General features: G+C 64.1%; 18 protein-coding genes. 12 read left to right on the top strand and 6 right to left on the bottom strand.

Annotated features, from left to right (window positions below; all coding sequences use genetic code 11):
- Positions 1–368: 368 nt before the first annotated feature.
- Together cysC and cysD are read right to left on the bottom strand one after the other, a co-directional pair.
- The gene (gene cysC, locus FXB41_RS19700) at positions 369–2,285 is read right to left on the bottom strand and encodes an adenylyl-sulfate kinase (RefSeq protein WP_219682892.1); all 1,917 of its coding nucleotides are present in this window, start codon (positions 2,283–2,285) and stop codon (positions 369–371) included.
- A 19-nt stretch (positions 2,286–2,304) separates the two neighbouring features.
- A complete protein-coding gene (gene cysD / locus FXB41_RS19695; RefSeq protein ID WP_026232781.1) occupies positions 2,305–3,099 on the bottom strand; it encodes a sulfate adenylyltransferase subunit CysD in 795 nt (264 codons plus the stop codon).
- Positions 3,100–3,344: 245 nt separating this feature from the next.
- Here cysD and cysG point away from each other — a divergent pair, with 245 nt between their 5' ends.
- The 12 genes from cysG to FXB41_RS19635 all read left to right on the top strand — a co-directional run bounded on the left by cysG (position 3,345) and on the right by FXB41_RS19635 (position 14,578).
- Positions 3,345–4,781: a siroheme synthase CysG gene (gene cysG, locus FXB41_RS19690; RefSeq protein WP_219682891.1), complete on the top strand. Its 1,437-nt coding sequence runs from the start codon at positions 3,345–3,347 to the stop codon at positions 4,779–4,781.
- Positions 4,778–5,095, top strand: a complete 318-nt coding sequence (locus tag FXB41_RS19685) for a DUF2849 domain-containing protein (RefSeq protein ID WP_007599842.1) — start codon at positions 4,778–4,780, stop codon at positions 5,093–5,095. Before cysG ends, FXB41_RS19685 begins: the two co-directional genes overlap by 4 nt.
- 11 nt (positions 5,096–5,106) lie before the next feature.
- Positions 5,107–6,762: a nitrite/sulfite reductase gene (locus tag FXB41_RS19680; RefSeq protein WP_007599843.1), complete on the top strand. Its 1,656-nt coding sequence runs from the start codon at positions 5,107–5,109 to the stop codon at positions 6,760–6,762.
- Positions 6,749–7,264 carry a DUF934 domain-containing protein gene (locus tag FXB41_RS19675; RefSeq protein ID WP_007599845.1) on the top strand — a complete coding sequence of 172 codons (516 nt, stop codon included), beginning with the start codon at positions 6,749–6,751 and terminating at the stop codon, positions 7,262–7,264. The genes FXB41_RS19680 and FXB41_RS19675 overlap by 14 nt, the downstream gene beginning before the upstream one ends.
- A complete protein-coding gene (locus tag FXB41_RS19670; RefSeq protein WP_007599847.1) occupies positions 7,261–7,992 on the top strand; it encodes a phosphoadenylyl-sulfate reductase in 732 nt (243 codons plus the stop codon). The genes FXB41_RS19675 and FXB41_RS19670 overlap by 4 nt, the downstream gene beginning before the upstream one ends.
- A 112-nt stretch (positions 7,993–8,104) precedes the next feature.
- Positions 8,105–9,118: a sulfate ABC transporter substrate-binding protein gene (locus FXB41_RS19665; RefSeq protein ID WP_088941139.1), complete on the top strand. Its 1,014-nt coding sequence runs from the start codon at positions 8,105–8,107 to the stop codon at positions 9,116–9,118.
- 87 nt (positions 9,119–9,205) lie between these two features.
- Complete coding sequence (gene cysT, locus FXB41_RS19660) at positions 9,206–9,991, top strand: sulfate ABC transporter permease subunit CysT (RefSeq protein ID WP_007599849.1); 786 nt, start codon at positions 9,206–9,208, stop codon at positions 9,989–9,991.
- A gap of 10 nt (positions 9,992–10,001) precedes the next feature.
- Positions 10,002–10,913, top strand: coding sequence for a sulfate ABC transporter permease subunit CysW (gene cysW, locus FXB41_RS19655; protein WP_007599850.1), 912 nt, complete (start codon positions 10,002–10,004; stop codon positions 10,911–10,913).
- Complete coding sequence (locus FXB41_RS19650) at positions 10,903–11,940, top strand: sulfate/molybdate ABC transporter ATP-binding protein (protein ID WP_219682890.1); 1,038 nt, start codon at positions 10,903–10,905, stop codon at positions 11,938–11,940. The genes cysW and FXB41_RS19650 overlap by 11 nt, the downstream gene beginning before the upstream one ends.
- Positions 11,941–12,030: 90 nt before the next feature.
- Positions 12,031–12,534 (top strand): CAP domain-containing protein, encoded by a 504-nt coding sequence (locus FXB41_RS19645; protein ID WP_219682889.1) that lies wholly within the window; start codon positions 12,031–12,033, stop codon positions 12,532–12,534.
- A 78-nt stretch (positions 12,535–12,612) separates the two neighbouring features.
- Positions 12,613–13,788 (top strand): DUF3734 domain-containing protein, encoded by a 1,176-nt coding sequence (locus tag FXB41_RS19640; protein WP_219682888.1) that lies wholly within the window; start codon positions 12,613–12,615, stop codon positions 13,786–13,788.
- 1 nt (position 13,789) lies between these two features.
- Positions 13,790–14,578, top strand: a complete 789-nt coding sequence (locus FXB41_RS19635) for a 3-hydroxybutyrate dehydrogenase (RefSeq protein WP_007599857.1) — start codon at positions 13,790–13,792, stop codon at positions 14,576–14,578.
- 136 nt (positions 14,579–14,714) lie between these two features.
- Here the strand turns inward: FXB41_RS19635 and FXB41_RS19630 are convergent, their stop codons facing one another.
- The 4 genes from FXB41_RS19630 to FXB41_RS19615 form a co-directional block, all read right to left on the bottom strand.
- Positions 14,715–15,539 (bottom strand): sulfite exporter TauE/SafE family protein, encoded by an 825-nt coding sequence (locus tag FXB41_RS19630; protein ID WP_219682887.1) that lies wholly within the window; start codon positions 15,537–15,539, stop codon positions 14,715–14,717.
- 200 nt (positions 15,540–15,739) lie between these two features.
- Positions 15,740–16,084, bottom strand: coding sequence for a type II toxin-antitoxin system RelE/ParE family toxin (locus FXB41_RS19625; protein WP_219682886.1), 345 nt, complete (start codon positions 16,082–16,084; stop codon positions 15,740–15,742).
- Positions 16,081–16,317: a hypothetical protein gene (locus tag FXB41_RS19620; protein ID WP_219682885.1), complete on the bottom strand. Its 237-nt coding sequence runs from the start codon at positions 16,315–16,317 to the stop codon at positions 16,081–16,083. The genes FXB41_RS19625 and FXB41_RS19620 overlap by 4 nt, the downstream gene beginning before the upstream one ends.
- Before the next feature lie 53 nt (positions 16,318–16,370).
- Entirely contained in the window at positions 16,371–17,738 is a 1,368-nt protein-coding gene (locus FXB41_RS19615) for a flippase (protein ID WP_219682884.1), read from the bottom strand.
- Positions 17,739–17,952 lie beyond the last annotated feature (214 nt).

Below are 17,952 nucleotides of genomic sequence, written 5' to 3'. Positions count from 1 at the left end.
TGGGCTTTCTTGTTGGAAATGGCTGTTTTTGGCTGCTTTTGACCCGACAGCAGCAAAATGCGCTCCAAGGAGCGGCTTTCGGGGTCTTATTAGCCCCAAAATCGGGGCCGTGAGAAGGCCCCCAAAAGTTGTCAAAATGTCAAGACGAGGTGGGGAGCGCGGACGCGCCGTGCCCTTGATGCCCGCTGCTGAAGCATTCGGCGCGATCTCTCCCCGGCGTCGTCCTGGCGAAAGCCAGGACCCATTGCCCCAGGGAGGAGTTAGGCGAAGACTCGTCCCGGTACTGCTGCCGTCCCAACCGATAAATCACGCGGTATGGGTCCTGGCCTTCGTCAGGACGACAGCACGGGTCGGGGCAGCAGCCCGGCTCAAATATTCGCGGCGAGGTCCACGAGTTCGTCGAACAGCACGCCGGTCGTCTTGAGCATCCGTTCGATCTCGTCCGCCGCCTCGGCGACCGTCCGCGTCGAGGTGTCGATCACGAGCTCAGCGGCTTGCGGCGTCTCGTAGTCGTTGCCGATGCCGGTGAACGACGCGAGCGTGCCGGCGCGGGCCTTCTTGTAGTGGCCCTTGGGGTCGCGCTCCTCGCAAATTTCCGCCGGCGTCGCGACGTGAATCTCGCGGAACGCAGTGTCGGCGATGCGGCGCGCGGTGGCGCGGTCCTCGCGGGCGGGCGAGACGGCGGCGACAATGGCGATGTGGCCGTTGCGGGCGAGATGCGTCGCGACTTCGGCGAGACGGCGGATGTTCTCGCTGCGATCGGCGGCCGAGAAGCCGAGATCGCTGTTGAGCCCGGCACGTAGCGTATCGCCGTCGAGCAGGATCGGCGAGCCGCCATTGCTGAACAGCCGCCGCTCCAGCGCTTTTGCGAGAGTCGACTTGCCGGAGGCGGGGAGGCCGGTGAGCCAGACCACGGCGCCGTTGTGACGATAGCGCGCGGAGCGCTCGTCGGGCCGCAGCGCGGATTCCACCGGCACGATGTCGACGGGCAGAGCGCGCTGACCGGCGTCGACCGACAGCACGAGACCGCCGCCGGCGATGCGCCCGGACACCTCGATCACGAGACGGCCGGTGCGCGGATTCTCGGTGTAGGGATCGGTGGCAATCGGATTCGAAAGGGAAATGTCGATCTCGCCGACATGGTTGCGCCCGATCGCCTTGTTCTCGACGCTCGACAGCTCGCCGGGATCGACCGCCTTCTCGATTGCGACGACAGTGGCGCGGCTTTCCTTCGGTCCGCAGCGAACCAGGAACTGGTCGCCCTTGGCCAGCGGCTTGTCGTGCAGCCAGAAGATCCGCGCGCGCAGCCGTCGCGTCTCGCGCGGCGCGCTGTTCGTATGCGCGATGATATCGCCGCGTTCGAGGAACAGCTCGCGGTCGAGCGTGATGCCGACCGAGCGGCCTGCGCCCTGACGTCCTGCGACCGGCGTCACCGGCCAGCTCTCGACCGTCTTGATCCTGGCGATCTTGCCGGCCGGCATGATCACGATTTCGTCGCCGGCAACCAGGCTGCCGGATTCGATCCGGCCCGCAACAATGCGGCGATCGTCGAATTTGTAGATCGCCTGCACCGGCAGGCGCAGCGCCAGCGCTTCCAGCGGCCGCGCCGGCTCGAGCCGGTCGAGCGCCTCGACCACGGTCGGACCCTTGTACCAGTCGATGCGGTCGGTGCGCTCGGCGACGCCATCGCCGTCGCGGGCGGAAATCGGGATCACGGCCGTGGGCTTCACGCCAAGACCCTGCAGATGCGCCGAAATCTCGTCGCTGATCGCCTTGAAGCGTTCGGCGGAGAAGTCGACGCGGTCCATCTTGTTGACGACGACCGCGACCTGCTTCACGCCGAGCAGATGCAAGAGGTAGCCGTGCCGCCGTGTCTGGTCGCGCACGCCTTCGAGCGCGTCGATGATCAGCACCGCGCCGTCGGCCTGGGAAGCGCCGGTGATCATGTTGCGCAGGAATTCGGCGTGGCCGGGCGCGTCGATCAGCACGATGTCGCGCGAATTGGTGCGGAAGCGGATCTGCGTGGTGTCGATGGTGATGCCCTGGTCGCGCTCGGTCTGCAGCGCGTCGAGCAGGAACGACCATTCGAACGGCATGCCGCGCCGGGCGCTGACGGCTTTGAGCATTTCGAGCTTGCCGTCGGGCAGGCTGCCGGTCTCGTGCAGCAGGCGGCCGACCAGCGTCGACTTGCCGTGGTCGACATGGCCGACGATGACGATGCGGACCTGCGGACGCGTGGTGCCGTTCGGGGTGGCGGGCGAAGCGGGGGTGACGATCATGTTCATACGACGCTCGCGTCCTTGATCAGAGATAGCCGGCGACACGCAGGCGCTCGAAAGCGTCCTCGGTCTCGTGATCGAGCGCGCGGCCGGAACGTTCCGGCACCTTGGTCTGCTCGAGTTCGATCAGGATCTCGTCGATGGTCGACGCGTTTGAGGCGACCGGATTGGTGATGTCCTGATCACCCAGCGAGCGATAGCGCTTGCCGTTTTGCGACAGATACAGCGGGATGATCGGGATGTTCTCGCGCTTGGTGTAGGCCCAGATATCGGACTCGGTCCAATGCAGGATCGGATGGATGCGCAAATGCGCGCCTTGCGGCGGCGACGCATTGAAATGGTCCCAGAACTCCGGCGGCTGGTCGCGCACGTCCCAATTGCCCTCCAAGCCGCGCGGCGAGAACACGCGCTCCTTGGCGCGCGTTGCCTCCTCGTCGCGGCGGATGCCGGCGATCAGTCCGTCGAAACCGTATTTGGCGAGCGCCATCTTGAGGCCCTCGGTCTTGCGCGCGGCGGAACGGGCAGCCGGCGGCAACGTTGGGTCGACGGCATCAATCGGCGGGCAGGGCTCGACGCGTAGATCGAGATCCCATTCCTTGCCGTAGTGATCGCGGAAGCGATACATCTCCGGAAACTTCTTGCCGGTGTCGACATGGAGGGCCGGGAACGGCAGACGCCCGAAGAACGCCTTGCGCGCCAGCCAGATCATGACGTTGGAGTCCTTGCCGAGCGACCACAGCAGGGCAATCTTCTTGAGGCGGCCGAAGGCTTCGCGGAAGATATAGATGCTCTGGGCCTCGAGCTGGTCGAGATGGTCCATGCTCGGTGCCAGGTCGGCAGAAAATTCTTGCGCGGGCACGCGCTCGGCGAGAGCGGGGCTGCTCAGCCCGCCAGCAGTGGAATTGTCCTTGAGAAGATGCATCTCTGCCACTTTGCGTTTGGAGGCGAAAATTCTATAGTTGCGGTGCAAGAGAGAAGAAAAAATTTTCTCTTTGCGCGCTAGAAACGACACATATATAGAAAATAATTCCAGTCAACCCCGGATCTAGGGGGAGCGAGTATCGTATGCGGTTCTTGCCGGTGTTCCTCGATCTCAAGGCCGGTCCGGTGGTCCTCATCGGTGCGGGTGAGCTTCTGCGCGCCAAGCTGCGCGTTCTGGCCGCTGCCGGTGCGCGCATCCGCGTGCATGCGATCGACGGCAATCAGGACCTGGGTCTGAGCTCCGAGGACGCGGCGCGTATCAACATCGCGGCCGCCGACCCGCTGACCGCCGATCTCTCGGGCATCATCGCCGTCGTTTGCGCCGGCGCCGGCGATGTCGGCGTGGCGATGTCGGCCCGCGCCAAGGCACTCGGCCTGCCGGTCAATGTCATGGACGATCTCGCGCATTCGAGCTTCATCTTCCCGGCGATCGTCGATCGCGGCGATGTCGTCGTCGCCGTCGGCACCGGCGGCACGTCGCCGGTGGTGGCGCGGCGCGTGCGCGAAAAGATCGAGGCGCTGCTGCCGGCGCGCATCGGCGAGCTGGCCGAATTCATCGGCGGCTTCCGCAAATCCATCAACGAACGTATTGCCGAGTTTCCGCTGCGCCGCCGCTTCTGGGAGCGCATCATCGACGGCCCGATCGGCGCCGCCGTTCTGGCCGGCCGCAAAAGCGAGGCGGACGCTGCGCTCAAGGCGATCTCCGATCCATCCGCGTTCGCGCGGGCCGACAAGCCGGAAGGCTCGGTCGCGCTGGTCGGCGCCGGTCCGGGTGATCCGGATCTGCTCACCATCAAGGCGCTGCGCGCGCTCCAGGACGCCGATATCGTCTTCCATGACGAACTGGTCTCGCCCGAGATTCTCGATCGCATCCGCCGCGACACCACGCGCGTGCCGGTCGGACGCCGCGTCGGCAAGCCCGGCATCGGGCAGGACGCCATCAACAAGCGCATGATTGAGGCCGCGCAATCCGGCCAGCGCGTGGTGCGGCTGAAGGGCGGGGATCCCTTCGTGTTCGGTCGCGGCGGCGAAGAAGTCGAAGCCCTGCGTGCCGCCGGCGTTGCCTATTCGATCATTCCCGGCATCACCGCAGGGCTCGGCGGCGCCGCCGATTTCGAGGTGCCGCTCACCTACCGTCATGAAGCCACCCGCATCACCTTCCTCACCGCGCACAATGCGCGCGACGCGGAAGTCGTGGACTGGTCGACGCTGACCGACACCAGGATGACCGTCGTGGTCTACATGGGCATGACGGCTGCGCCGGCCATACGCGCCGGTCTCCTGGCCGCCGGCCGTTCGCCGGAGACGCCCGTCGGCGTGTTCGCCCGCGTCACGCGTCCCGATGCGCAAGGCGCGATCGGCACGCTGCGCGACCTGCCCGAACTGGTGCGCCGGACCCATGGCGGTCCCGCCATTCTCATCATCGGCGACGTGGTCCGGCATGCCGGCTCGCTTCGCCGCGAAACCGCCGAGAAAACCCCAAAGCAAATCATCTCTGACCTATTGGATGCAGCCGAATGACCTCCCCGCTTGAACAGAAGAAGATCAAGATCGCCGGCCCCTCGGTCGTGACCGCCAATCGCACCTGGGACGGCATCGTGGTGTACCGTACCGCCGCCAAGAGCTGGTCCGCGGACCTGTCGGAAGCTGCGATCGTGCGCAACTCCGACGAGGCGAAAGCGTTGCTTGCCGAGTCCGTGGCCGATGACGTCGGCGCGATCGGTCCCTATATCGCCCCGGTACAGGTCGGCGCCGACGGCAAGGTCGAACCCGGCAATCTGCGCGAACAGATCCGCCGCACCGGCGTGACCATCGGACAGCCGGTCCAGGTTTAAGGCATTCTCTCATGTACGCTTACGACGAAATCGATCGCACGCTCGTCAACGAGCGCGTCTCGGAATTCCGCGACCAGGTGAAGCGCCGCCTCTCCGGCGAGCTCACCGAAGACGAGTTCAAGATCCTGCGGCTTCAGAACGGCGTCTATCTGCAACTGCACGCCTACATGTTCCGTGTCGCGATCCCCTACGGGACGCTGGCGTCGAACCAGTTGCGGGCGCTGGCCCACGTCGCGCGCAAATACGACCGCGGCTACGGCCATTTCACCACGCGGCAGAACATCCAGTTCAACTGGATCAAGCTCGCCGAACTGCCGGACGCGCTGGCTGATCTCGCCGAGGTCGGCATCCATGCGATGCAGACCTCCGGCAACAACATGCGCAACGTCACCTCGGACCAGTGGGCCGGCGTCGCGCCCGGCGAGATCGAGGATCCCCGTATCTGGTCGGAGCTGATCCGCCAGCACACCACGCTGCATCCGGAATTCTCGTTCCTGCCGCGCAAGTTCAAGATCGCGATCACCGCGTCGGATCACGATCGCGCCGCGATCAAGATCCACGATATCGGCCTGCGTCTGATCAAGAACGAGAAGGGCGAAACCGGCTTCGAGGTGCTGGTCGGCGGCGGTCTCGGCCGCACGCCGTTCATCGCCAAGACCATCAAGCACTTCGTCCACGGCCGCGACATCCTCAGCTACATCGAGGCGATCCTGCGGGTCTATAACCAGTACGGCCGCCGCGACAACATCTACAAGGCGCGCATCAAGATCCTGGTGCACGAGCTCGGCATCGAAAAATTCTCGCGCGAGGTCGAGGAGGAGTGGCAGCATATCCGCAACTCCTCGCTCCAGATCGACGACGAGGTGATCGAGGACATCCGCTCGCGTTTCACCTACCCCGCTTACGAGAAGCTGCCGCACAATCCGGACGAACTGCGCCAGGCCGCGGCCGATCCGGATTTCGAGGCATGGCGCAAGAACTCGGTCGCCCCGCACAAGAACCCGGGATATTCCATCGTCACGATCTCGCTGAAGCCGATCGGCGCGCCTCCGGGCGATGCCACCGCCGAGCAGATGGATGCGCTCGCCGATCTCGCCGACAAATATTCCTTCGGTGAGATTCGCGTGGGCCACGAGCAGAACCTGGCGCTGCCGCATGTCGCCAAGCGCGACCTGCCGGGCTTGTGGAAGGCGCTCGACAAGCTCGGGCTGGCAACCCCGAACGTCAATCTGATCACCGACATCATCGCCTGTCCGGGCCTCGACTATTGCTCGCTGGCGAATGCGCGCTCGATTCCGATCGCGCAGGAGCTGACGCGGCGCTTCGCCAACCACGAACTCGCCAATCTGATCGGCCGGCTCCACATCAACATCTCCGGCTGTATCAATGCCTGCGGCCATCACCATGTCGGCCATATCGGCATTCTCGGCGTCGAGAAGAACGGCGAGGAAGTCTACCAGATCACCATCGGCGGCCGCGCCGACGAGAGCGCCGCGCTGGGCAATCTGATCGGTCCAGGCGTCAAGTTCGACGAGGTCGCCGACGTGGTCGAGGACATCGTGGAAGCTTATCTGGCGCTGCGCGAGCGGCCCGAAGAGCTGTTCATGGACACGGTGAAGCGCCTCGGCGTCGAACCCTTCAAGGAGCGCGTCTATGCCACTCGTTAACGGCGGAAAGATCGCCGACGACAGCTTCGTCAAGCTCGCCGTCGACACGCCGCTACCCGAGAGCGGCGATGTCCTGGTCCCGGCCGAGCGTTTCATCGGCGAGGTGGATACGCTGCTCAAGCGGGCCGGCAAGGTCGGCGTGATCTGGCCGAACAATCGCGACATCGCCGAACTGGTGCCCTACCTCGGCAAGATCGCCGTGGTCGCGCTGGTCTTCCCGACCTTCCGCGACGGGCGCGCCTACAGCCAGGCGCGGCTGCTGCGCGAGCGTTACAACTACCGCGGCGAATTGCGGGCCACGGGCCAGGTGCTGCGCGACCAGTTCGTGTTCATGCTGCGCGCCGGCTTCGATTCCTTCGAGGTCAAGAAGCAGGCCGACGCGGAAGCCTTCATGCAGACCGCGAAGCGCTATTCGGTGTTCTACCAGCCGACCGGCGATGGCCGCATCACCGCGCTGCACCGGCGCATGCAGCTGCGCCACTCCGAAGGTGTCGGCACATGAGCGTCATCGCGCCTCAGGTTTCGCCCATATCCGGCTCTGCGCCGCCTTCGGCGCAGGAACTTGATCGTGCCTTGCGCGATGCCTCGCCCGCGGAGGTCATCGCAGCGGCCTTGAAGGCGGTCGGTCGCGACAAGCTCGCGCTGGTGTCGTCCTTCGGTACGGAATCGGCGACGCTGTTGAAAGTCATGGCCGACGTCGATCCGGCGATCCCGGTGATTTTTCTCGACACCGGCTGGCTGTTTGAGGAGACGCTTGCCTATCGCGATACGCTGATTGCGATGCTCGGCCTGAAGGATGTCCGCTCGATCAAGCCGGCGGAGGAGACGCTGGCGCGCGAGGATGGCGATCGCGACCTCTGGTTCTCCGATCCGGATGCCTGCTGCCGTATTCGCAAGGTCGAGCCGCTGGCGCGTGCGCTGAAACCGTTCGATGCATGGCTCAACGGTCGCAAGCGCTTCCAGGGCAGTACCCGCGCCGACATTCCTGTGGTCGAAGACGATGGCACAAGGTTGAAGTTCAACCCCTTCGCCAATGTCTCGCGTGAGGAACTCGAAGCGATTTTCGTCCGCGCCAAATTGCCGCGTCATCCACTGGCCGCCTCCGGTTTTCTGTCGGTTGGGTGTATGCCTTGCACCAGCAGAACGGCCGAAGGCGAGGACGCACGCGCCGGTCGCTGGCGCGGCCGAGCGAAGACAGAATGCGGCATCCATACGATGAAGATTTCGTAGCACAGTCGCGCTGCCCGGCTACGAACAAGGAAATCCGGTTCCGTTGACTTGAGCGCGTTTCGACCCGAGTTATGCCCGCATGCCATCGATGACACAGATGTCGTCGAGGTAAATGGAGATGGACATGATGCGCCGTATCGTCCCGCTCGCGGCAGGCCTCCTCGTGACGGCTTCTTTGGCAAGCTCGGCTCTCGCTGCTGACATCAATCTGCTGAACGTGTCGTACGATCCGACGCGCGAGCTCTATGCCGAGTTCAACAAGTCGTTCGCGGCTGCCTATCAGAAGGAAACCGGCAAGAGCGTCGAGATCAAGCAGTCGCATGGCGGCAGCGGATCGCAGGCGCGCGCGGTGATCGACGGATTGCAGGCCGACGTGGTGACGCTGGCGCTTGCCTACGATATCGACGCCATCGCCGGGAAAGGGCTCACCGCAGCCGACTGGCAGAAGCGACTGCCGCAGAATTCATCGCCCTATACCTCCACCATCGTGTTCCTGGTGCGGAAGGGCAATCCCAAGGCTATTAAGGACTGGGACGATCTGCTCAAGCCGGGCGTTGCCGTGATCACGCCGAACCCGAAGACGTCGGGTGGTGCGCGCTGGAATTATCTTGCCGCCTGGGGCTTTGCGCAGAAGAAATACGGCTCGGCCGACAAGGCCAAGGACTTCATCGGAAAACTCTACCAGCAGGTTCCGGTGCTGGATACCGGCGCGCGCGGCGCCACCGTGACCTTCGTCGAGCGCGGCGTCGGCGACGTGCTGCTCGCCTGGGAGAACGAGGCGTATCTCGCGCTTAAGGAATTCGGCCCCGAAAAGTTCGAGATCGTCGCGCCGCCGCTGTCGATCCTCGCCGAGCCGCCGGTTACGATTGTCGACAAGGTCGCCGATAAAAAAGGCACCCGCAACGCTGCCGACGCCTACCTTCAGTACTGGTACACCAAGGAAGGTCAGGAGATCGCCGCGCGCAATTTCTATCGTCCTCGCGATGCCGAGATCGCGAAAAAATACGAAAACGCCTTCGCCAAGGTCGAACTATTCACGATCGACAACGTTTTTGGTGGTTGGACCAAGGCGCAGAAGGAACATTTTGCCGACGGTGGCGTCTTCGATCAGATTTACAAGAACTGATCGGGCGCCGTCGGAGGGGCTTTAGCAGGGGGCCTGGTGAGCGTAATCGCAGCACGACGCCGGACATTGCCGGGCTTTGGTCTCACCATGGGACTGACGCTTTCCTGGCTGACCCTGATCATCCTGATTCCGCTCGCCGGGCTGTTCCTGAAATCGCTTGAGCTGAGCCCCGAGCAATTCTGGAACATCCTCTCCAGCCGCCGCACCCTGAACGCGCTGCGGGTGTCGTTCGGACTCGCTTTCGCGGCGGCCTGCGTCAATCTGGTAATGGGCAGCATCATCGTCTGGGCGCTGGTGCGCTACCGCTTTCCGGGCCGGCGCATCTTCGATGCCATCGTTGATGTGCCGTTCGCACTGCCGACGGCCGTTGCCGGCGTCGCGCTGACCGCCCTGTTCGCCGAGAAGGGCTGGCTGGGTGCGCCGCTTGCCGCGCTCGGCATCAAGGTGGCGTTTACGCCGGTCGGCATCTTCGTCGCCATGATCTTCATCGGCATCCCCTTCGTGGTGCGTACGGTGCAGCCGGTGCTCCAGGATATCGACCCCGAGATTGAGGAAGCCGCGGGCAGTCTCGGCGCCAGTCGCTGGCAGACCATCATTCGCGTGATCCTGCCCTCGCTGGGGCCGGCGCTGCTCACGGGCCTCGCGCTCGCCTTCGCCCGCGCCGTCGGCGAATACGGCTCGGTGATCTTCATCGCCGGCAATCTGCCCAACGTCTCCGAGATCGCGCCGCTCCTGATCGTGATCCGGCTATCGGAGTTTCGCTATGCCGACGCGACCGCGATCGCCGTCGTCATGCTCGTCGTCTCCTTCGTCATCATCTTCGCCGTCAACCGGCTCCAGCGCTGGGCGCAGAGCCGGATACCTGTGCGCTGAGGAGGATGCGATGACGATGCAGATCGCAGATTCCGTCTCACTTTCGGCTCCGGACGCCAGGGCACGCGCGCATGCCGCGGCCGCACGCAACAATCTCCGCACCGAGCCAAAGGCGGTCCGCATCGTCATCATCGCGCTGGCGGTGATCTTTCTCACCATGTTCGTCGTGCTGCCGCTGGCCCTGGTCTTCGCACAAGCTTTCTCAAGGGGCGTCCTCGCCTATCTCTCCGCGCTCGCCGACCCGGAAGCGTTGTCCGCGATCAAGCTGACGCTCGTGGTGGCGGCCATCTCGGTTGGTCTCAATCTCGTGTTCGGTCTCGTCGCGGCCTGGGCGATTGCAAAATTCGAATTCTCGGGCAAGACCTTCCTGATCACGCTGATCGATTTGCCGTTCTCGGTCAGCCCGGTGATCTCGGGTCTCGTCTTCGTGCTGCTGTTCGGCGCGCAGGGCTATTTCGGCGGCTGGCTGCGCGATCACGACATCCAGATCCTGTTCGCGGTGCCCGGCATCGCGCTTGCGACCACCTTCGTGACCTTCCCCTTCGTGGCGCGGGCGTTGATCCCGCTGATGCAGGAGCAGGGCACGCAGGAGGAGGAGGCCGCGATCTCGCTCGGCGCCTCGGGCCTGCAGACCTTCTTCCGCGTCACGCTGCCCAATATCAAATGGGGCGTGCTCTACGGCGTCCTGCTCTGCAACGCGCGCGCGATGGGCGAGTTCGGCGCGGTCTCCGTCGTCTCCGGCCATATCCGCGGCGAGACCAACACCATGCCGCTGCTGGTCGAGATTCTCTACAACGAATACCAGTTCGTCGCGGCGTTCGCGATCGCCTCGCTGCTGGCGATGCTGGCGCTGATCACGCTGATCGCCAAGACCGTTCTGGAAAATCACCTCGACGAAGGACATGACGCAAGTGAGCATTGAAGTCAGGAATCTCGTCAAGAAGTTCGGCAGCTTCAAAGCGCTCGATGGCGTCGACCTCAAAGTCGACAATGGCGAGCTGCTGGCGCTGCTCGGTCCCTCCGGCTCCGGCAAGACCACGCTGCTGCGCATCGTCGCCGGCCTCGACTGGCCCGATTCCGGCGAGGTGTCCTTCAACGGCGAGGACGCGCTGGCGCAGGGCGCGCGTGAGCGGCACGTCGGCTTTGTGTTTCAGCACTACGCGCTGTTCCGGCACATGACCGTGTTCGAGAACGTGGCCTTCGGGCTGCGCGTGCAGCCGCGCGCGATCCGCAAGGACGAAGCGACCATCCGCGCGCGCGTCAAGGAGCTGCTCGATCTCGTGCAGCTCGACTGGCTCGCCGACCGTTATCCGAGCCAGCTCTCCGGCGGCCAGCGCCAGCGCATCGCGCTGGCCCGCGCGCTCGCGATCGAGCCGCGCATCCTGCTGCTCGACGAACCCTTCGGCGCGCTTGATGCCAAGGTGCGCAAGGAGCTGCGCAAATGGTTGCGTTCGCTGCACCACGAGATCAACGTCACCTCGATCTTCGTCACCCATGATCAGGAGGAGGCGCTCGAAGTCGCCAACCGCGTGGTGGTGATGGACAAGGGCAAGATCGAGCAGATCGGCTCGCCCGATGACGTCTATGAGAGCCCGGCGACCGCCTTCGTCCACAGCTTCATCGGCGAATCCATCGAGCTTCCGGTCCTGATCGCGGACGGTCTCATCACGCTCGGCGACCGGCCGCTTCGGCTCGCGGCAGACGGGCATGCGCCTGGCGCGTCAAGACTGTTCGTGCGGCGACACGACATGTTGGTTGGCCCGCCCGGCAGCGGTGCCTTTGAGGGCGCCGTGCGGCATGTCCGGAATTTCGGTCCCGTGCAGCGGGCCGAGGTGGCACTATCAGGCGGAGAAACCATCGAGATTGACGCTCCCCGCGACAGGGAACTGCGCGCCGGCGACACGATCGGCCTGGAGCCCCGCCGCTACCGGATCTTTGCGGGCACCTGAGCGCGCTCAACGGGTCAATTTTTCCTCAATATTCACCTTTCAGCCACGGTTGGTATGCAACAACGGCGCCTGATTTGGGGGCTCCTGTTCATGCGCGTCGCGGCCGCGATACTCATCCTTTTGCTGCTCGCCGGCTGTGCCGGCAACGAGGCACCGGTCCAGCAGCCCTCGATGTATGCCGATATGGCTGTCCCGGGCGCAAAGCTCGATGCGCAGGCGGCAGCGATCATGATCTCGCAATACCGCCAGAACAACGGGCTCGGCACCGTCGTGATCGATCCTGCCCTGATGAGTCTCGCCGAATCTCAGTCCCAGGCCATGGCTGCCGCCAACAAGATGGACCACGACGTCCGCGCGCCGCTGGCTAAGCGCCTCAGCGCCGGCGGCTATCCGGCGACCGTTGCGGTCGAGAACGTCTCGGCCGGCTATCATACGCTGGCGGAAGCGTTTTCCGGCTGGCGCGACTCGCCCCCGCACCGCGCCAACATGCTCAAGAGCGGTGTCACAAAATTGGGCATCGCGGCGGGCTATGCTCCCGGCACCAAATACAAGGTGTTCTGGACCATGATCCTGGCCTCGACGGACGCCCGATAAGCCAGACTTGATCCCGGGATGCATTGACGCCGCGGCAGACTGTCGCCACGGTCGCTCGCCATCTGCTACTGTTCCCGCATGATTGATCATAGTCCAGAAGTCGCAACAATCCCCGCGAACGCGCAACGTGTCCTGGTCCTCCAGGGCGGCGGCGCGCTCGGCTCCTATCAGGCCGGCGCCTATCAGTCGCTCTGCCATGCCGGCTTCGAGCCGGACTGGGTCGCCGGCATCTCGATCGGCGCGGTCAACGCCGCGATCATCGCCGGCAACGAAGGGCAGACGCGCGTCAAGCGGCTCAAGGAATTCTGGGAGATGGTCTCCGCGCCCGTGCCGTGGAAGCCGATCGGCAAGAGCGACCACAGCCGCGAGCTGTTCAACTCGACCAGCGCCGCATTGATCGCGACCTTCGGCGTGCCCGGCTTCTTCACGCCGCGCATTCCGCCCGCGCCGCTCTGGCCGCCCGGCAGCCCGCAGGCCGAGAGCTATTACGACACCGCACCGCTGAAGAAGACGCTGGAGCGTCTGGTCGATTTCGACCGCATCAATGATCTGAAGACGCGGCTGTCGGTCGGTGCGGTCGGCGTCACTTCCGGCAACTTCAAATATTTCGACAATTTCGAGTTCAGGAAGCTCGGCAAGAAAATCGGCCCCGAGCACATCATGGCCTCCGGCGCGCTGCCGCCCGGCTTTCCGTCCGTTGTGATCGAGGGCGAGCATTATTGGGACGGCGGCATCGCCTCCAACACGCCGCTCGACTACGTGCTGGACGCCGAGACCGACCGCGACCTCCTGATCTTTCAGATCGACCTGTTCAGCGCCCGCGGCGATCTGCCGACCTCGCTGCTCGAGGCGACCGAGCGCGAGAAGGACATCCGCTTCTCCAGCCGCACGCGGATGAACACCGACAAGAACAAGCAGGTGCACAACGCCCGGAGGGCCGTGCGCGACCTGATTTCCAAATTGCCCGATTATCTCAAGAACGACCCTTCCGTGGAATTCCTTGCCAAGGTATCGCGCGAAAGCACCGTGACTGTCGTGCACCTGATTTACCGCAGCAAGAATTACGAATCCTCGTCCAAGGATTACGATTTCTCGCATGTCGCCATGGTCGAGCATTGGGAAGCCGGCGTGCGTGACGTGCATCTGTCGATGCGCCACAAGGACTGGCTCGAGCGGCCGCAATCCGGCGAGACCATGGTGACCTACGATCTCACGGGGGACATCACTGTGCCCCCGCCAAAAAGGAGCGAGTAATATGGGTAGTCTGTCAGGCAAGAACGCCGTCGTGACCGGGTCGACCAGCGGCATCGGGCTCGCCTATGCGCGCGCCTTCGCCGCCGCCGGCGCCAATGTCGTCATCAACGGCTTCGGCTCGCCGGAGGACATCGAGAAGGAGCGCACCAAGATCGAGTCCGATTTCGGCGTGAAGGCGGTCTATTCGCCGGCCGACATGACCAAGCCGGCCGAAATCGCCGGGATGATCGCGCTCGGCGAGAAGAGTTTTGGTTCGGTCGACATCCTCGTCAACAATGCGGGCATCCAGTTCGTCTCGCCGATCGAGGAATTCCCGCCGGAGAAATGGGACCAGATCATCGCGATCAACCTGTCCTCGGCCTTCCATGCCATTCGCGCCGCCGTCCCCGGCATGAAGAAGAAGGGTTGGGGCCGCATCATCAACACGGCGTCGGCGCATTCGCTGGTCGCCTCGCCCTTCAAGTCGGCCTATGTGTCGGCCAAGCACGGCATCGCCGGCCTGACCAAGACCGTGGCGCTGGAGGTCGCGACCAGCAAGATCACCTGCAACTGCATCAGCCCGGGCTATGTCTGGACGCCGCTGGTGGAGAAGCAGATCCCCGACACCATGAAGGCCCGCAATCTCACGCGCGAGCAGGTCATCAACGACGTGCTGCTCGACGCGCAGCCGACCAAGGAGTTCGTCACCTCCGAGCAGGTCGCAGCCCTCGCGCTATTCCTGTGCGGCGACGATGCCGCGCAGATCACCGGCACGAATCTGTCGATCGACGGCGGCTGGACCGCGGAGTAGTTCGGCGGTGCCGTAGGGTGGGCAAAGGCGCGTCAGCGCCGTGCCCACCATTGTTTGTTCGAATGAGGAAAAAAGTGGTGGGCACGCTTCGCTTTGCCCACCCTACAAGATGATATCGGACGACGCCGTTCTCCGTTCAGTGTGTCCAGGCCAGCGCCGTCTCGAACGCCGAGGACAGGTGCAGCTCCGCGAACATGATCTTGCCGGCGACCACGAACAGTACGCTGGCCAGCGTCAGGCGCAGCACCGTCTCGGGCACGCGTGTCGCGCTAAAGCTGCCGACGACGATGCCGGGCAGCGAGCCCAACAGCAGCACGCCCATCAGCGCCCAATCCACGTCGCCAAGCGCCCAGTGCCCCATTCCGGCGATCAGCGTCAGCGGGACCGCATGGGCGATGTCGGAGCCGACGATGGTCACCACCGGCAGTCGCGGATAGAGCAGCAGCAGAACGGTGACGCCGACCGCGCCGGCGCCGACCGATGAAATCGAAACCAGCACGCCGAGCACGATTCCGGTGATGACGGTCGCGATCGCCGTGGTGCGGTCATCGACCTGCTCCAGGCGCCGGCGATAGCGCTCCATGATCGATCTGCGGAAAATCAGCGAGGTCGCAGTCAGCAGCAGTGCGAAGCAGAGCACGAGGTTGACGAGATTGCGCTCGGAATCGCTCTTGAGGTCGAGCTTCCACAGCACGAGCAGCGTCAGCGCGCTCGCCGGAAGGCTGCCGCAGGCGAGCCGCAGCACCGCCGGCCAGTGCACGCTGCGCGACCAGCCATGCACCACGCTGCCGCCGGTCTTGGTGGCGGCGGCATAGAGCAGGTCGGTGCCGACCGCGGTCGATGGATGAATCCCGAACAGCAGGATCAGCAGCGGCGTCATCAGCGAACCGCCGCCGACGCCGGTCATCCCGACCAGCAGGCCGACGCCGAAACCGGAGGCGACGTAGAGTGGATCGATCATGTCCGGGGAATCTTAGGTTTATCTCGTCAGTTGGGCAATATGACGTAGAATAAACTTTCCCTGCGGTGCAACCGCTTGCACCGAATAAGAAAAATCCTCCTGCAGGGGGGCGGAGCGGAGGCGTTTTCTCCAATTCATCGCCCTCTCGCGAAACGGACATTTCGGTTAGACGTCAAAACCGGAATCCAGAGCTTCGGTTCTCATTCAATCAGAACAGATAACGCTCTAGAATAGGCATACTGCCTTCCGGGCTCATTCAGCGCCGCGACCGGTCGCGGTGACGTGTGGCGGATGTGGACGATATGGATGACGTCGCCACGGACACGGTAAAATATCCCGAATGGGTAGCGGACGACCGCTGCGACACGAACCTCGGAACGGTGCGCAACGCGTAGCGCCGAGAAAGACGCGACACGGACACGTTCCACGACGTCAACGAATCTCTGGCCGACAGCTTCCGCGATCACAGGGCTGGCGTTGCTGGCATAATAGGTCGCGATGTCCGCGAGATCAGCAAGCGCCCCTCGCGTCCAGACGATCTTCATCCCCGCGCAAATTTCGCGAAGGCCTCCGCAACCTCGGCATCCGTAGCGACCTCGCCGCGATCTATCGACGCCAAGGCCGCGTCAATGCTTCGCAATTCCTCTTGCGTTGCAAGATACTCGCCGCCGAGCAGCTCACTCTCGATTTCGCTTGCAATGGCAACCAACTCCTTCTGGGCCTCTTCAGGCCAAGTCTGGGCACGTTCCAGAAGGTTTCGCAGATCGCTTGCAGCCATGGATCCGACCATATCAGGCGGCGGATGGCTTTCCAATCGCCTTGAGCCGATGGCTAGCGTCCGAACGCCAGCACGTGCAGGCCGAGCCGTTGTCGCACGATCCAGAACAGCAGCACCGTCTCGAAACTGAGCGAGATCGAGGTCGCGGCCGCAGCACCGTGGCCGCCGAAGCGCGGCACCAGCGCGATGCAGAGCACCAGATTCATCGCAAACGCCAGCGCATAGGCCAGCGCGCAGATCTTCTGCTGGCCGAGCATGTTGAGCAGCCGTTCGACCGGGCCGATCGCGGCGCGGACCACGAGACCGATCGCGGCGACGAACATGATGTCGTAGCCGACCACGAATTGCGGTCCGAACAGCCAGAGCAGCGGCTTGCCGAGCGCGAGCAGCACGATGGTCGCCGCCAGCGACGGCCAGAACGTCCAGTTGATGGCATGCGCCACGTAGGCCGACAGCCGCGCCTTGTCGCCCGCAGCGTTGTATTCGGCGAAGCGATGCGCTGTTGTCGCCGACATCGCGTAGTGGATGAAGGAGACCAGCGCCAGCGTCTTCACCACGGCGAAATAGACGCCGACCTCCTCGGAGGGGCGGAACTGCTGCAGCACCAGCACGTCGGTGTAGGACAGCAGCAGGTAGAAGCTTTCGACCAGCAGGATCGGCAGCGACACGGCGAGCCAGCCGCCGATGTCGTAGGCCTTGGGGCCCGGCTCGATATGACCGCCGAGCTTGCGGTTCAGCACCACCATCTGCCCGGTCATCGCGATCCACACCGCGCCGGCGCTCGCGACCATCGCGGCGACCGCGCCGAGATGATAGCCGAGCAGGAAGGCGCAGGCCGTGATGACGATGATCAGCGCCTGGCGAATGATGAATTGCGGCATCAGGCCGAGCTGCATCCAGTCATGCGAACGCGCGATGCCGTCCTGGGTGTTGGCGACGACGAAAGCGGGCAGCGTCATGCAGCCGATGTAGAGCGGCAGCTCTTCGGCCGGATCGATCCAGGGCGACAGCAATTTGACGATACCGGCAAGGCCGAGCGACACCAGTGCGGAAACGGCAAAGGTCAGCCAGCGGCTGCCCGAGAGAAAGCCGCGGAGCAGCGCATGCTCGCCACGGCCGCGGTATTCCGGAATGATTTTTTGCGCGGAGGCCGAGATGCCAAAGTCCATCATGCTGCCGAGCAGCAGCACCCAGGTCCAGACATAGACATAGACGCCGTAGTCCGACGTTCCCATCCAGCGCGCGAGCAGGACCTGCGAGAAATAGGCAAGACCGGCGCTGATCACGCGGATGACGAAGATGGTGCCGGCCAGCCGCCGCGTCAGCGACGCCTCGCTCGACCCGCCCGTCAATTTTTGGCGCAGCCGCGCGATAAGGCCGGCAGGTCCGGTCGTTGCGGGTTCTGCATCCATCACGGCCAATTCGAAGGATCCCCGAGGCGCACAGGAATGCTGCGGCAGACTTGCCGCGCTAGCCTAGGGGATTAGCAACCATTCGTTAAGATTCGGTTGGGTGGAGTGTGTTGCAACTCCAACGTCGTCCTGGCGAAAGCCAGGACCCATTACCCCAGGGAGAGGTTTGGCGAAGATTCGAGGTTAGCAGTTTCGCGCCAGCACTACGCCTTGGGGTAATGGG

Source organism: Bradyrhizobium canariense, assembly GCF_019402665.1.
Lineage (GTDB): Bacteria > Pseudomonadota > Alphaproteobacteria > Rhizobiales > Xanthobacteraceae > Bradyrhizobium > Bradyrhizobium canariense.
Note: the sequence above shows the minus strand (reverse complement) of the source record. Positions and strands in the feature narration are given on the sequence as shown.

Coding starts and splice junctions, on each gene's coding strand:
- cysC (WP_219682892.1), bottom strand. CDS start 2,285: ATGAACATGATCGTCACCCCCGCTTCGCCCGCCACCCCGAACGGCACC.
- FXB41_RS19680 (WP_007599843.1), top strand. CDS start 5,107: ATGTACGCTTACGACGAAATCGATCGCACGCTCGTCAACGAGCGCGTC.
- FXB41_RS19620 (WP_219682885.1), bottom strand. CDS start 16,317: ATGGCTGCAAGCGATCTGCGAAACCTTCTGGAACGTGCCCAGACTTGG.
- FXB41_RS19640 (WP_219682888.1), top strand. CDS start 12,613: ATGATTGATCATAGTCCAGAAGTCGCAACAATCCCCGCGAACGCGCAA.
- cysT (WP_007599849.1), top strand. CDS start 9,206: ATGGGACTGACGCTTTCCTGGCTGACCCTGATCATCCTGATTCCGCTC.
- cysW (WP_007599850.1), top strand. CDS start 10,002: ATGACGATGCAGATCGCAGATTCCGTCTCACTTTCGGCTCCGGACGCC.
- FXB41_RS19685 (WP_007599842.1), top strand. CDS start 4,778: ATGACCTCCCCGCTTGAACAGAAGAAGATCAAGATCGCCGGCCCCTCG.
- FXB41_RS19670 (WP_007599847.1), top strand. CDS start 7,261: ATGAGCGTCATCGCGCCTCAGGTTTCGCCCATATCCGGCTCTGCGCCG.
- FXB41_RS19665 (WP_088941139.1), top strand. CDS start 8,105: ATGGAGATGGACATGATGCGCCGTATCGTCCCGCTCGCGGCAGGCCTC.
- cysG (WP_219682891.1), top strand. CDS start 3,345: ATGCGGTTCTTGCCGGTGTTCCTCGATCTCAAGGCCGGTCCGGTGGTC.
- FXB41_RS19675 (WP_007599845.1), top strand. CDS start 6,749: ATGCCACTCGTTAACGGCGGAAAGATCGCCGACGACAGCTTCGTCAAG.
- FXB41_RS19645 (WP_219682889.1), top strand. CDS start 12,031: ATGCGCGTCGCGGCCGCGATACTCATCCTTTTGCTGCTCGCCGGCTGT.
- FXB41_RS19630 (WP_219682887.1), bottom strand. CDS start 15,539: ATGATCGATCCACTCTACGTCGCCTCCGGTTTCGGCGTCGGCCTGCTG.
- cysD (WP_026232781.1), bottom strand. CDS start 3,099: ATGGACCATCTCGACCAGCTCGAGGCCCAGAGCATCTATATCTTCCGC.
- FXB41_RS19625 (WP_219682886.1), bottom strand. CDS start 16,084: ATGAAGATCGTCTGGACGCGAGGGGCGCTTGCTGATCTCGCGGACATC.
- FXB41_RS19635 (WP_007599857.1), top strand. CDS start 13,790: ATGGGTAGTCTGTCAGGCAAGAACGCCGTCGTGACCGGGTCGACCAGC.